This window comes from Polynucleobacter sp. HIN5, assembly GCF_030297555.1.
Taxonomy (GTDB): Bacteria; Pseudomonadota; Gammaproteobacteria; order Burkholderiales; family Burkholderiaceae; genus Polynucleobacter.
Window position 1 is genome coordinate 945,340 of record NZ_AP028136.1, and the last position, 14,995, is coordinate 960,334.

Sequence of the window (14,995 nt, forward strand, 5' to 3'; positions counted from 1 at the left end):
ACATTAGCCGACTTGAACATTGCTGACCTCGCCATTGGTATCAACCTTCCACGATTGAATTGCATTGTTGTGATAAATCGAGCGCGTACCCCGTACAGCTCGTAATTGACGAATGGTGGGTTGTACATAACCCGTGTCATCGATCGCGCGCGATTGCATGATGGTGGGTGAACCATCCCAGACCCAATCGATGTTAAAGCGTGTGAGAGCCTTCGTCAAAACGGGGGTCTCAAGACGTGCCGTACGCCAATTATTGCCACCATCAAACGAGACATCCACACGCTTGATCTTGCCACGACCCGACCACGCTAAACCGCTCACGTTGTAGTAACCCTTATCAAAGAGTTGCTGGCCACCTGATGGGGTAGTGATCACCGATTTGCATTCCTGAATCGAGGTGTATTGACGATGCAAACCATCTGGCATCAAGTCTATATAGTGAATCGCTTCATCCTTCGCTGCATAAGGCATATCACCGACTTCAATCCGGCGTAACCACTTCACCCAACTAACGCCCTGCACACCTGGCACCACGAGACGAATTGGGAAGCCATTCTCAGGGCGCAGCATCTCACCGTTCATCGCCCAAGCAACCATCACATCATCCAGCGCCATCTCCATGGAAATCGTGCGGGTCATACCGGAGCCGTCGCCACCCTCGGCCAAAATGTACTTGCCCTTCTTTAAATCAGCGCCACAGATATCCAGAAGCGTTGATAGTGGCACGCCCGTGAACTCGCAGCATGACAACATGCCGTGGGTATATTGCACCGTTGGTACGGCCACATTGCCCCACTCTAAGCCGGTGTTCGCTCCGCACTCAATAAAGTGAATGCGCGATACCGATGGTAAGCGCATGAGATCGTTCATCGTGAATACTTTTTCATTCTTCACGAGGCCATTGATCATTAGGCGGTGCTTATTAGGATCAATGTTGTACCAACCTTGATGGTGGCGCTCGAAGTGCAAGCCATTTGGTGTAATGATGCCAAACAGCCCTTGCAGTGGTGTGAACGCAACCGATGCCGCCGATACGCGGGTTAATCCCGGTGACTCGCGACGAATTAAGTTCTTTTCATATATAGATGGTGTGCCATAGGGCTCGGTGGCAACGTTCTTACCCAAGGTCGTTTGCCAGATTTGCTTCTCCAGAATCGCTGGGTCGCCCTGGGGATTTGCAAGGGCTAGGCCACTGCCTGCAGCACCGACACCACCAAGGGCCGCCATGAAACTCTTGCGCAGAAATCCACGACGGGTCTCATCAGCACCATGTTGGTTGATTTCAGCGATTGCTTCTTGCGATAGAAAGTTCTCGGGCGCCCTCCGAATGAGATTCGGGATATCGAGGGATTGTATGGTTTTGGTTCGTTCACTCATATTCATCAAGGATTAGATGGTTAAACAAAAATTCATCAGACTTAATCAAGACAATTCATTCATGACGCGGCCACATACCCGTTGGCAAATTTCTAGGGTGGCATCGTCGCAGATCGAGTAATAAACGGTAGTGCCAACCTTACGACGCGCCAATATTCCAGCCTGATGGAGGGTGCCTAAATGTCGCGATACATTCGCTTGACTGGATTTCGAGAACTCAATCACCTCACTGACGGATTTTTCACCCTCGCATAATGCATACATGATGCGCAGACGGGATGGCTCAGCAAGAACCGCAAAGAACGCAGACACCTCTTTGAAAAGAGCTTCCATTTGTTCCGGGGATAAGTGTTTTTTAGACAAGCCATCCGCGAAGCCCTGGGCTGCAGAGTTTTGTTTTAGGGTTAATGGACTTGACATAAATATGCGTAATTGCGCATATTACACCGAATATTTGTCTAAATAAATATACAGAGATACCCTGATTCGATCCGACTAGAATAGAGACTTCGTAGATATCAAGACCAAGATTTATTCTAGAAACATTCTATAAGTAATTGAATTAAATAAATAATTGTTAGATACCCAAGCGATTTTCCTATCCCTGCAGTTGGCCTTTTGGACTTTGGTGGTCTTGATCCCCATTGGGATCTGGCTTGGCTATCACTTAGCCGAGGCTGGCCCCTGGAAATCTTGGGCTGAGGCAGCGCTTGCCCTGCCCCTAGTGTTGCCACCCACGGTCTTGGGTTATTACTTCATCGTGGCATTTGCGGGTAAGAGTCTCTTTGGTGAGCCCCTGGTGTTCTCATTCACTGGCCTCTTGATTGCCTCCATCATCGTTAACCTACCGTTTGCCATCCAACCCATCCAGCGGGCCTACGAGGCAATCCCCACCGAGATCAAGGAAGCGGCTAAGGTCAGCGGGCTTAGTACTTGGCAGCGCTTTCGCTTGATTGAACTGCCCTTGGCCTGGCGTGGCATCTTAAGTGCTGCGGCCATGACCTTTGCCCATACCTTGGGAGAGTTTGGGGTGGTCCTCATGGTAGGCGGTGCCATTCCTGGGGAGACCAAAACTGCATCGATTGCGATCTACGATAAGGTTCAAACATTCGATAGCGCAGGGGCTGGCGCCCTCTCGGTGATCCTGTTGCTGATCTCGCTCATTGCCATTGCCATTTCCTATGGGGTCTTTGGTCGCAACACTGCCGGGGTGCGCCGTGCTTAAGCTTCACCTTCAGCAAACCCTTCCCAATCCCCTCTCGATCCAGTTAGAAATCGATGCTGGTGAGGTTCATGCTCTCGTGGGCCCCTCTGGTAGTGGTAAGACGAGTATCTTGCGCTCCATTGCCGGACTTCATCATCCTGAATTTGCTTACATCGAATGCGACCACGAGGTCTGGCTTAATCGTGATCCGGCCCGTGGGCCCATAACGACCTTGCCACCGAACCAGCGCTCGTGCGGATTTTTATTCCAACAATACGCTCTTTTTCCTCATCTCAGCGCCCTCGATAACGTGTGCATGGCGCTTTACAACACGATTGGCGATCCTCAGATGCGTAGGACCGAGGCTCAGCGCTGGCTCGATGAACTCAATATCGGTGAGCTTGGAGAACGTTTACCCAAACAGTTATCGGGTGGGCAGCAACAACGTGTTGCTCTGGCGCGTGCCTTAGCACGTTCACCCAAAATACTTTTGCTTGATGAGCCTTTCTCCGCTATTGATATACCGACTCGCCAAAAGCTTTATCAAACGCTGGCCAAGCTTCGTAAGCAACTCAACATACCCATCATCTTGGTCACACACGATCTGCGTGAAGCTCATTTATTGGCCGACCGTATTACCGTACTAGATCAGGGTGTGGGTTTGCAGACTGCCAATCCACAATCTCTATTTACGAAGCCGCGGAACGCGCGAGTTGCCCAGCTGGTTGGCATCCCCAACCTCTTTCATGGGGTATTTAATGGCGGCACCCTGTCGTGGGGTTCAAGCCCTTGGACCTTTCAAGTGATTGATAAGGGTCGCATTCCACCCAATGCCGAGGTGGCATGGGTCATTCCTCAAGAAGGGCTCAGTGTACATGCAGATTCGGAGGGTCGTCGTATTCCGTGTCGCGTCAATACCATTAGTGCTTTGGGTCAAATTGCACTCATTGAGTTCTCAATCGATAGTCTTGATGAATGTTTAACGTGGGAAGCCTCGGTCGCAGAGGTTAAGCGTCTGGGTTTAGCTCGGGATGCGCAGGTGTATCTCGAGCTCGATTGCAAGCTGATTCATATCATGCCGCTGCGCCCGATTAACGACCCACGTCGTTTTGTTGGCGTTACTTAATTACTTCTTTAAACCAGCCGCTAGATCACGCTTGAGATCGTCAATATTCTCAAGACCGACAGCGATTCGCACTAAGCCATCAACAATACCCGCATCCTTGCGCGCTTGCGGTGTAATGCGGGCATGGGTCGTACTGGCTGGATGCGTAATCGTAGTGCGCGTATCGCCAAGGTTTGCTGTGATTGAACACAAGCGTGTTTGATTAATGAGCTTGTAAGCCGCCTTTTTGCCACCCTTTAGCACAAATGACACAATCGGGCCACCCGCTTTTTGCTGGCGCTTTGCTAAGGCATGCTGCGGATGACTCTTCAGACCCGGGTGATACACGCGCTCGACTCCGGTTTGTTTTTCTAACCAGAGCGCCAATGCCAAGGCATTCGCACTTTGCGCCTGCATTCTCAGTGCTAAGGTCTCAAGCCCTTTCAGAAATACCCATGCATTAAATGCGGAGAGTGTGGGTCCCGCAGTGCGCACAAAAGGAAATACTTTACCCATGACAAAATCACGGCTACCCACAATTGCTCCACCGACCACCCGCCCTTGCCCATCAAGATACTTGGTCGCCGAATGGATCACCACATCCGCACCGAGCGCCAGAGGCTTTTGTAAGGCTGGGGTACAGAAACAGTTATCCACCACCAATAGCGCCTTGGCTTTCTTAGCAATCTTGGCGATCCCTGTAATATCCGCAATCTCGGTTAGAGGATTGGATGGGGTCTCCAGATAGAATAGTTTCGTATTGCTTTGCACTGCTGCTTGCCATGCCTTTAGGTCAGCGATCGCCACATAGCTTGTGGTAATGCCAAAGCGACTCAGAATCGAGGAGAACAATTGCGTGGTTGCACCAAACACGGATTTTGAGCACACCACATGATCACCTGCTTGCAGATGCGCCATCGCCGTCGTCAGAATCGCAGCCATCCCAGAGGATGTGGCAATGCATGCCTCGCCACCTTCGAGTGCCGCGAGACGGTCCTGAAACATACTGACCGTTGGATTGGTAAACCGTGAATAGATAAATCCCTGATCAGCATGAGCAAAGCCATGCTCTGCTTCTTCGGCTGAGTTAAAGCAAAAGCTGGAGGTCAAGAACATCGCCTCCGAGTGTTCCTGATAATCGCTTGAACGACGAGTGCCAGCCCGGACCGCCAGGGTCTCGGGTGCCAAGGTTTTGAGATTAGGTTTAGGCCGTATGGATTTTTTCATAACAGGTCAAGTTTGACAGGTAAATGACCGACTGTCACGCAGAGCATGCTGCAAACGCCACAACTGTTGTTTAGTCTCCGTTGGCTAGATGCAAATGCAATTGTGAGCGTGCAAAGTCACTGGGGTCGCTCTTGCGATCTTCTTCCTTGTTTGCAATATTGCGTGCTGCCTCGAGTGCATCCAAATAAGCCTCGGTGATATCGCCCGTAATGTAATGGCCATCAAAGCACGATGCCTCAAAGTTTTTGATGTTGGGATTAATGTCTTGAACCGCTTTTTTCATATCCTCAACACTTTGATAAATCAGCTGGTCGGCTCCGATTAGATCATTGATCTCATCGTGGGTGCGGCCATACGCAACCAGCTCACTACGGGTTGGCATATCAATACCGTAAACATTGGGAAAGCGCACCGGGGGTGCGGCAGAGGCAAAGATCACCTTTTTGGCACCCGACTCGCGCGCCATCTGCACGATCTCATACGAGGTCGTACCACGCACAATCGAGTCATCCACGATTAAGACGGTCTTATCCTTAAACTCAATGCGCATGGCATTTAACTTCTGGCGCACAGACTTCTTGCGCACCGCCTGGCCAGGCATGATGAAGGTGCGACCGATATAGCGGTTCTTAAAAAATCCTTCGCGATACGAGATGCCCAAACGTTTTGCTACTTGAAGTGCGGCAGGTCGACTGGAGTCTGGAATGGGCATCACCACATCAATCTTGCTCACGTCGGTCTCCGCCCGAATCTTCTCGGCCAAGTAGTCCCCCATGCGCATGCGCACGTTGTACACGGTTACCCCATCGATCGTCGAGTCAGGGCGGGCTAGATAGACGTATTCAAAAATACAGGGATTTAGACTGGCATTGGGTGCGCACTGCCGCGTATGGAAGTTCCCGTCGAGATCAATGTAGATCGCCTCACCCGGTGCCACATCGCGTACAAAGGTGTAGCCCAAGCCTTCAAGTGCAACCGATTCCGAAGCCAGCATCCACTCGGGCCCATCGGGTGTATCGACCTTACCAATGCACAGCGGACGAATCCCAAAGGGATCCCGAAATGCCAATAAACCAAATCCAGCAATTAGCGACACCACTGCATAGGATCCCTTCACCCGCTTATTAAGTCCTGCGACAGCTTTAAAGATCGAGTCGTCATCTAGGGCAGCGCTATTGGTCTCTTTTTGTAACTCATCGGCAAGTACGTTGAGTAAAACCTCCGTATCGGAGCTGGTATTAATATGGCGGCGATCACGATAAGCCATCTCACTGCGCAGCATGGGGGCATTGGTTAGGTTGCCATTGTGTGCCAAGATGATGCCAAAGGGTGCGCTAACATAAAACGGTTGCGCCTCCTCTTCACTGCTCGCTGAGCCAGCGGTGGGATAACGCACTTGGCCAATACCTGCATTACCTACGAGACTGCGCATATTGCGAGTACGGAATACATCGCGCACCAAGCCGTTAGCCTTGTGCATTGCAAATGAATTACCACTCATGGTGGCAATCCCAGCTGCGTCCTGTCCACGATGCTGCAGCAGGAGCAAAGCGTCATACAAGAGTTGGTTTACAGGTCGATGTGAAATCGTTCCGACAACACCACACATAGTTAGCCCCCTGCCGATCGGGAACGATCGGTCATTGAAATTGCATTGAAGTGCTTTGCCCAGTTTTCGGGCAACCACGAACGGATTAGGCCCGTTCCCTGCTCAAGTACTGGCCGAATCGCAGACGCTTGCCATGCCTGTGTTTCCTGCGCACCAGTAAGCGCCCCCAGGGTGCTCAATACGACCAGTACCAAGGCGCCCCGCACAAAACCAAACAGTAATCCAAAGAATCGATCAACCAAGGTGAGCCCTGCGGTCGAAAGCAGGGATTGAAAGGCGCGAGCCAACAGACCAGCGGCAATGAGGATCACAACAAAGATCAGGAGGAAAGCTGCGGCTAAGCGCGCGGTCTCATTGGGAATAAATGCCGAGAGCCATTCGGTGGCCAAATAATTACAGAAATGGTAAGCGAGCCACGCAGCAGCAAACCACGATGCGAGCGCAATGATCTCCCGAAAAAATCCGCGCCACAAACCTACCATTGCTGAAACTATCAAGATGCCAATCGCAAAATAATCTAAGGTCGTTAGTTGAATGGCGCCGAGTGATTGCATGATTAACTCTTATTTAGCTCAACGATGCGCGGACTTAAGCCGAGGGAGCGGATTCGTTTCTCGGCCGACTCTGCCGCCTCTCGTTCAGTAAATGGGCCAGCTCGCAGTAAATAGAGCTTGACGCCCTCAGCATTATTGCGAGTAAGCACGTAATACGGAATCTTGTTCTCTTTTAACTTGGTAACCCAACCATTGGCCCGCTCTTCGGAAGCAAAGGCCCCAATCTGAATCACAAACTTACCGTTCGCTGCCACCTTGGCATCGGCTGCGCTGGCAGGTTCATTGCTGGTGCTCACCAACTCTTCGCCGGCTGCTAGGCCTAAGCTTTTACTTGTAGGACTCGAAGTTGCAGGGGTTGGGCTAGCTGGTTTTGGTGCCGCCACCGGAGGGTTTACAGTGGGCGGTGGTGTAACTTCAGGCTTAGGCTCCGCCTTTACTTCCACCGGTGGTTTTTTATCGGGCTCGGCATTCAGTACACCAGCTGCTGGATTGGGTAAGTTACTGACGATTTGCACTGTGATGTCATTAGCAACCGGCTTGGGTTTCTGATCCAAAATTTGTGGCAAGCCAATCACTGCGATCAATACCAACGTGGCCGCACCAATTAAGCGATGGCGCGCACGTTGCTTTTCAGGGTCCTCGGTCAACGCAAGATCTTCAGTACTTTCTTCGCCAGACTTTGCACGTTTTGGAAAGGTGCGGCGAGCCAGGGGCTCCATTTTTTGGGGGGCAGGCTTGCGTCGAAACAGATTCGATAAGAAGGTCATGGATCAATGTGCCTGGTTATTTCGATAAGCCATTACGCCTGCAACGGTATAGAAGGATCCGAAGACTGTAATTCTATCACCCTCACCCGCTTTATCCAACGCCGCTTGATAGGCGGCTCCAGGATTTGGAAACACTAGGGCCTCTTTATTGAGTACCTGCAGGCGCTTTGCTAAATCATCTGCCGAGGCTGCTCGTGGCGTCGGCAAATCGGTGCAATACCAATAATCAACAATATCCAACATGGGTTGAAGCACACCCTCAACGTCTTTATCGGCCATTGCCCCGAACACAGCATAGGTATAAGGGTGATATGCCATGGCCTCAATGCTCTGCGCCAAGGTCGCCGCTGCGTGCGGATTGTGCGCAACATCCAAGACCACCGTAGGTCTGCCGGGCAAGACCTGAAAGCGTCCAGGCAACTCCACCAGTGCCAAGCCATTCCGAATATCCTGCGCACTAACCGGTAAACGATCATGCAAAGCGATCAAAGCAGCGATCACTGCTGAGGCATTGAGAAGCTGATTAGCACCCCGCAATGCCGGATACCCGAGCCCACTAAAACGCTTACCCCGTCCTGACCAACCCCATTGCTGTTGATCGCCCGTAAATGAATAATCCTTACCCATCAACCACAAGTCAGCGCCAATCTCCTTAGCGTGATTGATCAAAGACGCGGGAGGCATTGGGTCACCACAGATCGCAATCGCTTTCGCGCGGAAGATACCCGCTTTCTCAAAAGCGATCGCCTCACGGGTATTACCTAAATAGGCCATGTGGTCCAGATCAATGCTGGTCACAATCGCGCAATCGGCATCCACAATATTGACTGCATCGAGACGCCCACCCATCCCGACCTCTAAGATCACGGCATCCACTGCGGCATTAGCAAAGAGATCCATGATGGCCAAGGTGGTGAACTCAAAATACGTGAGAGTTGGTGGATCACTTAATCGACAGCGGGCACGCTCGACTCGCTCAAATGCATTGAGTAATTGCGCATCGCTGACATCAGCCCCATTGATTCTGGCGCGCTCATTAAATCGCAAGAGATGGGGGGATGTATGACACGCCACTTTATATCCGGCGGCCAGCAAAATACTTTCTAGAAAGGCACAGGTGGAGCCTTTACCATTGGTTCCACCCACTGTAATCACGGGGCATGGAAACTGCAGTCCCAGAGATTTCTTAACCCGGGTAATGCGGGCGAGACCCATATCGATCCCTACCGGGTGCGCGGTCTCCAAGTGGTATAACCACTCGTCTAGGTTTGTGAATAGGATTGGTTGGCTCTGCTGGGGTTCAAGCACGACTTAGCTCGAACTATTGGTTTGCAGCAACTGCTTCGGTAACTTCTCAGCCGGAATCTTTTGCAATAGGGCGAGTAATTTGGCGAGCTCTGCGCGCATTTGACGACGATCAACAATCATGTCGATACCGCCCTTTTGCATCAGAAACTCGGAGCGCTGAAATCCTTCAGGTAATTTCTCACGCACGGTTTGCTCAATCACCCGTGGGCCTGCAAAACCAATTAAGGCCTTTGGTTCAGCCATTACCACATCACCCATAAATGCAAAACTGGCTGAGATACCGCCCATCGTCGGATCGGTCAATACGCTAATATAGGGCAAGCCTGCTTGCGAGAGCTTGGTCAGCATCGAATTTGTTTTGGCCATTTGCAGGAGTGATAACAAACTCTCTTGCATGCGTGCGCCTCCGGTTGCTGTGATGCAAATGAAGGCGCATTTCTTCTGGATGGCCTCTTGAACACCGCGCACAAAACGCTCACCCACCACGGAACCCATCGATCCGCCCATATACTCAAACTCAAAGCAGGCCACCACCGCTGGGATGGATTCAATCTTGCCAGCGATTACTACTAAAGCTTCCGATTCGCCCGATGCGTCACTGGCTTGCTTTAAACGATCGGGGTATTTTTTACTGTCTTTGAACTTGAGAGCATCGACCGGATATACCGATTCACCAATTTCAACGCGTGGCTTGGGATCCAATAAATGATCAAGGCGTTTGCGCGCATTGATGCGCATATGGTGTGAGCATTTTGGGCAAACCGACAGATTAGCTTCAATATCGGTGCTATAAAGAACCGCATCGCACCCGCCACATTTGACCCATAAACCTTCAGGGACGGTCTTCCGACTGGCCGGATCACTTTGTTGGATCTGGGGCGGAAGTATTTTGTCAATCCAGCTCATAGCGGTATTGTAACGACCTTCAATCCTGGTCTAAAGCCTGTCGGATTTCATGGATAAAGCGCTCTAACACCGCTAACTCTTCACCCTTTTTTGCCTCTTCGAGTAACTGCACAATCCGACTGCCAATCACCACCGCATCGGCGGTTTTAGAAACCGCTTTGGCACTCGCTGCATCCCGTATTCCAAATCCAACGGCAACTGGAATCGTGGTCTCTTGCCGAATCAGGGGCAATACACTCGCAACATCTTGCGTATTTAAGTTACTGGCGCCGGTTACTCCACGCAGCGACACGTAGTAGATGTAACCCGCTGCAATTTGTGCTGCATGATGGATGCGTTCTTGACTTGAGGTAGGTGCCAATAAGAAGATCGGATCAATGCCCTCACTGCGCATTTGCTTGGCAAACTCTTCGCATTCTTCGGGTGGATAATCCACAATCAACACCCCATCGACACCAGCTGCTTTAGCGGCTTGTGCAAATGCCGCGTGACCCATTTGCTCGACTGGATTGGCGTAGCCCATTAGCACAACGGGGGTCGTTTGATTCTTTTGTCGAAACGCCTGCACATTGGCTAAGCATTGCTTGAGTGTCACTCCTTGGGCGAGTGCGCGTTCAGATGAGCGCTGAATCACGGGACCATCGGCCATGGGATCTGAGAATGGAACGCCCAACTCAATCACATCGGCGCCGCCCTTGACCAAGGCGTGCATCACATCAACGGTTAAATTGGGATGCGGGTCACCCGCTGTTACGAAGGGGATCAGCCCTTTTTTATTCTTGGCTTTGAGATCTGCAAATACGCCAGCAATCTTCGACATGAACCTAGCCTTCCGAGCCAGTTGCTTGAGCAACGGTATGCATATCTTTATCGCCGCGACCCGAGAGATTGATCAAAATGACTTTATCTTTACTTAAGGTTGGTGCTAATTTGCAGGCATATGCCACTGCATGGGAAGACTCAAGCGCCGGAATAATGCCCTCAATGCGGCAGCAATCATGGAAGGCCTTCAATGCATCCTCATCCGAAATCGCCACATACTCTGCTCGACCAGAATCTTTTAACCAAGCATGCTCAGGTCCTACGCCGGGGTAGTCCATACCAGCCGATACTGAATGGGTCTCGGCAATTTGACCGTTCTCATCTTGCAAGAGATAGGTGCGATTGCCATGAAGGACGCCCGGCTTACCAGCGCATAGTGCGGCAGAGTGATCACCGGTTTTCATGCCACGACCCGCAGCCTCAACACCAACCAGGCGCACATTGGGCACATCGATATAGGGATAGAAAATACCCATGGCATTCGATCCGCCGCCCACACACGCTAAGACATAGTCGGGCTGCCGACCAATCATCTCTGGCATTTGGATTTTGCATTCTTCTCCAATCACACTCTGAAAATCCCGCACCATCATGGGGTAAGGATGAGGGCCGGCGACGGTACCAATAATGTAGAAGGTATTTTCTACATTGGTAACCCAATCGCGCATCGCTTCATTGAGCGCATCTTTGAGCGTTTTACTACCTGACTCGACCGGCACCACTTTGGCGCCGAGCAACTTCATGCGATAGACGTTTTGGGCTTGGCGCGCAACATCGACAGAGCCTTGATAAACCGTGCAGTCCAGACCAAAGCGAGCACAGATAGTGGCGGTTGCCACACCGTGTTGACCCGCACCAGTTTCGGCAATGATGCGAGGCTTGCCCATGCGCTTGGCCAACATCGCTTGGCCAATCACATTATTAATCTTGTGAGCCCCAGTGTGATTGAGATCTTCGCGCTTGAGATAAATCTGCGCCCCACCCAATTGCTCACTTAAGCGTTTGGCGTGATAGACCGGGGATGGGCGACCCACAAAGTGTTTGAGCTCGTAATGAAACTCTTCAATAAATGCCGGGTCATGTTGGTATTTTGCGTAGGCTTCTTTGAGCTCGTTTAATGCATACATCAATGTTTCAGAAACAAAGATGCCGCCATAAGGGCCAAAGTGGCCACGTTCATCTGGTTTATCGTACATAGGAACCTCGACTTGGTTTAACGCCTGCGCGTTAGGAACGACTAGTTGGATTTGTTTGATCGGCGCTACGCACTGCCTCCGCAAACTGCTTGATTAATGCCGGGTCTTTCACCCCTTTACGAACCTCGACTCCGCTCGAGATATCAACCGCGCAGGGGTGCAGACGAGCGATCGCCTCGCCAACGTTGTGCGAGTTCAATCCACCACTCAAAACGACCCGATGCGCGTTTACGTTTGCCCATGTGTCCGGTATAAGGTTCCAATTAAAGGCGGTACCACTACCGCCGTAGCCATCGACTAGTGCATCGAGCAAAAAGCCGGTGGCATCCTCATATTGTAGGGAAAATTCTGGGAAATTGAAGGACTGGCCAATTCGGGCGGCTTTGATCCAGGGTAAGCCCCCTGAAAGCCGCCGACATTGCTCGGGGGTCTCGTCCCCATGAAATTGCCAAAGGGTTATGGCAGCATTCGCCCGAATCTTCTCCATCTGATTGGGGGTGGGATTAACCACCAGCCCTACTGCATCCACCGAGACAGGCAATTGGGTAATGAGAGTGCCGGCGTCTTCTGGGCTAATTGCTCTGGGGCTTTGGGGATAAAAGACAAAACCTACGGCATCGACCTGGGCCGCTACCGCGGCTTCAATATCTCCAGGTGTGCGCAAGCCACAGATCTTGATCCGGGTTTGCTTGGGGGTGTAAGTTAGTAAGCCCATGGTTAAGATTGGAGCATAAGCTCTTTTGGAAAACCGGCATTATGTAAATGCGGTGCTGGCATTGCAAATTCGTCTGGATAGGACACCCGTACCAAATACAAGCCATCAGGGGCAAAGGTTGGCGCTGCTAAGTCCCGATTTTTGCCGGCGAGAACTTTACTCATCCACTCACTGGGTTGCCGCCCTTGGCCAATATGCAAAAGACTCCCCACAATATTACGCACCATGTGATGTAAAAAGGCATTGGCCCTGACCTTGAAATACACAAAGGGCTGTTGATCCCAGATGGCGCATTCGTAGAGATGCTTTACAGGGGTCTTACTCTGACACTCCGATGCCCGAAATGATGAGAAATCATGTTCACCCACCAAGTACTGCGCGGCGGTTTGCATTTCTTTGATATCAAACCATTGGCCGGCTGGTAGCATCTGGTAACCATAACGCTGATGCAAGACGGGCGAGCGTGTTGGCCCAGCTAGTAAGGCATAAATATAGGTGCGCTCTTGGGCACTAAAGCGTGCATCAAAAGCATCGCTTACGGGCTTTGCCCAGTTCACCACCACATCGGGTGGCAAGAAGGTATTAATCCCCCGCACCCATGACCAATCTTCGCGCTCTACCTGCGCATCAAAATGCAGCACCTGCCCCAGAGCATGCACTCCGGTATCGGTTCGCCCTGCTGCAGTGACTCGTACTGCTTGTCCATCACCGATGAACTGACTAATAGCGGATTCAAGAGTGGCTTGAACGGTCGGTTGATTGGGCTGCACTTGCCAGCCGCAATAAGCGCGGCCATCATACTGCACGCCTAGAGCAATCCGTGTCATTTAACGATGGTTGCGTTGATTAATCTCGGCCAACAGGCCACGCGCGGCGATGGTGATCTGTGGATCAACCTGACTACTCACCAGAAGAATCTCTTCCAAGGCTTTGCGCGCTGCGATAAAGTCTTCAATGGTGATGTAAGCCTTCACCAAATTGAGCTTTACCCGCAAAGCGTCAGTATCGTGCTGTTTAGGTGAGTCTAGATTGAGGTCAAGACTCGACAGAATAGCGGCCGCTTTGGGTGGAATCGCTGTGGTGCTCGAAGCTACCTTAGCCTCTTTGGTGCCCGCTGATGATTCATGAGCGTGCGACTCTGCGCGGCGTGTGTAGCGTGCCAGTGACCACAGCAGTAAGCCCGTGATACCAATTAACCCAACCCCTACGACGGCTGGTCCCCATTGATCCATGCCTGATTTCGGCGCAACTGAATCACCCGGGCTCACACCCTCTTTGCGTGCCTCCAAAAGCTTTTGGAGGTCAGTAATATTTTTCTCAAGCTCTGCTACGCGTGCCTTACTTTGTGCCAAGGCCTTTTCTTGGGCAACCATCTCCTCTACATAACGCCGTGTATCCGCCTCGCTACCGGCACCTGGGCCAATCCGCAAGCGATCTTCGCCAGTGGCGGATGTCGCGGTTGGAGCTTGATTACTAGTTTTACTTTTGGACACGCCCTGACCTGGCTCACCCTGCTGTTCGAGCCATGCACGGTTTACCTCTTGTGCAAATTCTTTAGCCTGTGCAGGAGTGATGGAACCCAACAAGCTAGCATCGGGCTTATTGAGTTGCGTACCGGCCTTTAAGCGATGGATACTGCCTCCAATAAATGCATCGGGATTGGCTTTGTATAAAGCAAGCAGCGCTTCATCCAAATCGGCACTGCCCAATTGCGGCCTGATTTGCGAAGCGATCTCACTCAAACTTTGACCGGGTCGCACCGTGACCTGAGTAACGTCACCAACCATCAAGCTATAGGTCTTAGCAATGCCGCCGTTTATCCATTTGAGCCCTAAGATGATGTCAACAAATGGATCCTTACCGGTTTCAATGGGGTTCTCGGTTTGCACCACGATCAGAAATTGCTCAGGCTGATTACGCTTGAGAGTAATGGATGGTTTGTAATCTAAAACGCGTGGAGAGATCCCCAAGCGCTCATAGTCAACTTTCATCACTGGCTCGATCACTAGTGACTCCAAATAGGGTCGATCCTCAATACCGGTGCGCACCGGAATCTCCGCACGCAAGGGCTCCTTGGGATTGGACAAAATAATGGGGGATCCCAAAGTTACCGCTTGCGCAGTGGGCCACATGAAAAAGATCACGATGGCCAGCACTAGCCAGTTAAATAAGGTTTGCAGGACGCAACGCCAAGGCATCTTAGTC

15 protein-coding genes are annotated in these 14,995 nt (G+C 51.4%); 2 read left to right on the forward strand and 13 right to left on the reverse strand.

Annotated features, from left to right (window positions below; all coding sequences use genetic code 11):
* Window positions 1-3: 3 nt before the first annotated feature.
* Together soxC and QUE61_RS05055 are read right to left on the reverse strand one after the other, a co-directional pair.
* Window positions 4-1,377, reverse strand: coding sequence for a sulfite dehydrogenase (gene soxC / locus QUE61_RS05050; RefSeq protein ID WP_286306196.1), 1,374 nt, complete (start codon window positions 1,375-1,377; stop codon window positions 4-6).
* 45 nt (window positions 1,378-1,422) lie between these two features.
* A complete protein-coding gene (locus QUE61_RS05055; protein ID WP_286306197.1) occupies window positions 1,423-1,797 on the reverse strand; it encodes an ArsR/SmtB family transcription factor in 375 nt (124 codons plus the stop codon).
* Window positions 1,798-1,951: 154 nt separating this feature from the next.
* On the opposite strand from QUE61_RS05055, the gene modB reads away from it, so the two are divergent.
* Both modB and QUE61_RS05065 read left to right on the forward strand, forming a co-directional pair.
* Window positions 1,952-2,602 carry a molybdate ABC transporter permease subunit gene (modB, locus tag QUE61_RS05060; RefSeq protein ID WP_286306198.1) on the forward strand — a complete coding sequence of 217 codons (651 nt, stop codon included), beginning with the start codon at window positions 1,952-1,954 and terminating at the stop codon, window positions 2,600-2,602.
* Window positions 2,595-3,707, forward strand: coding sequence for an ABC transporter ATP-binding protein (locus tag QUE61_RS05065; protein WP_286306199.1), 1,113 nt, complete (start codon window positions 2,595-2,597; stop codon window positions 3,705-3,707). The genes modB and QUE61_RS05065 overlap by 8 nt, the downstream gene beginning before the upstream one ends.
* On the opposite strand, the gene QUE61_RS05070 is transcribed toward QUE61_RS05065, so the two are convergent.
* The 11 genes from QUE61_RS05070 to QUE61_RS05120 form a co-directional block, all read right to left on the reverse strand.
* On the reverse strand, window positions 3,708-4,913 hold the full coding sequence (locus QUE61_RS05070) for an O-succinylhomoserine sulfhydrylase (RefSeq protein ID WP_286306200.1): 1,206 nt from the start codon (window positions 4,911-4,913) through the stop codon (window positions 3,708-3,710).
* A gap of 70 nt (window positions 4,914-4,983) precedes the next feature.
* Window positions 4,984-6,522 (reverse strand): amidophosphoribosyltransferase, encoded by a 1,539-nt coding sequence (gene purF / locus QUE61_RS05075; protein ID WP_108508449.1) that lies wholly within the window; start codon window positions 6,520-6,522, stop codon window positions 4,984-4,986.
* A gap of 2 nt (window positions 6,523-6,524) precedes the next feature.
* A complete protein-coding gene (locus QUE61_RS05080) occupies window positions 6,525-7,076 on the reverse strand; it encodes a CvpA family protein (RefSeq protein ID WP_286306201.1) in 552 nt (183 codons plus the stop codon).
* 2 nt (window positions 7,077-7,078) lie between these two features.
* Entirely contained in the window at window positions 7,079-7,843 is a 765-nt protein-coding gene (locus QUE61_RS05085; protein ID WP_286306202.1) for an SPOR domain-containing protein, read from the reverse strand.
* A 3-nt stretch (window positions 7,844-7,846) separates the two neighbouring features.
* Window positions 7,847-9,124: a bifunctional tetrahydrofolate synthase/dihydrofolate synthase gene (folC, locus tag QUE61_RS05090; RefSeq protein ID WP_458574731.1), complete on the reverse strand. Its 1,278-nt coding sequence runs from the start codon at window positions 9,122-9,124 to the stop codon at window positions 7,847-7,849.
* Between the two features lie 30 nt (window positions 9,125-9,154).
* Window positions 9,155-10,057: an acetyl-CoA carboxylase, carboxyltransferase subunit beta gene (gene accD / locus QUE61_RS05095; RefSeq protein WP_286306204.1), complete on the reverse strand. Its 903-nt coding sequence runs from the start codon at window positions 10,055-10,057 to the stop codon at window positions 9,155-9,157.
* A gap of 19 nt (window positions 10,058-10,076) precedes the next feature.
* A complete protein-coding gene (gene trpA, locus QUE61_RS05100) occupies window positions 10,077-10,877 on the reverse strand; it encodes a tryptophan synthase subunit alpha (RefSeq protein WP_286306205.1) in 801 nt (266 codons plus the stop codon).
* A 4-nt stretch (window positions 10,878-10,881) separates the two neighbouring features.
* On the reverse strand, window positions 10,882-12,075 hold the full coding sequence (trpB, locus tag QUE61_RS05105; RefSeq protein WP_286306206.1) for a tryptophan synthase subunit beta: 1,194 nt from the start codon (window positions 12,073-12,075) through the stop codon (window positions 10,882-10,884).
* A 31-nt stretch (window positions 12,076-12,106) separates the two neighbouring features.
* The gene (locus tag QUE61_RS05110) at window positions 12,107-12,790 is read right to left on the reverse strand and encodes a phosphoribosylanthranilate isomerase (RefSeq protein WP_286306207.1); all 684 of its coding nucleotides are present in this window, start codon (window positions 12,788-12,790) and stop codon (window positions 12,107-12,109) included.
* A gap of 2 nt (window positions 12,791-12,792) precedes the next feature.
* Entirely contained in the window at window positions 12,793-13,617 is an 825-nt protein-coding gene (gene truA, locus QUE61_RS05115; RefSeq protein ID WP_286306208.1) for a tRNA pseudouridine(38-40) synthase TruA, read from the reverse strand.
* Window positions 13,618-14,988: a FimV/HubP family polar landmark protein gene (locus QUE61_RS05120; RefSeq protein WP_286306209.1), complete on the reverse strand. Its 1,371-nt coding sequence runs from the start codon at window positions 14,986-14,988 to the stop codon at window positions 13,618-13,620.
* Window positions 14,989-14,995 lie beyond the last annotated feature (7 nt).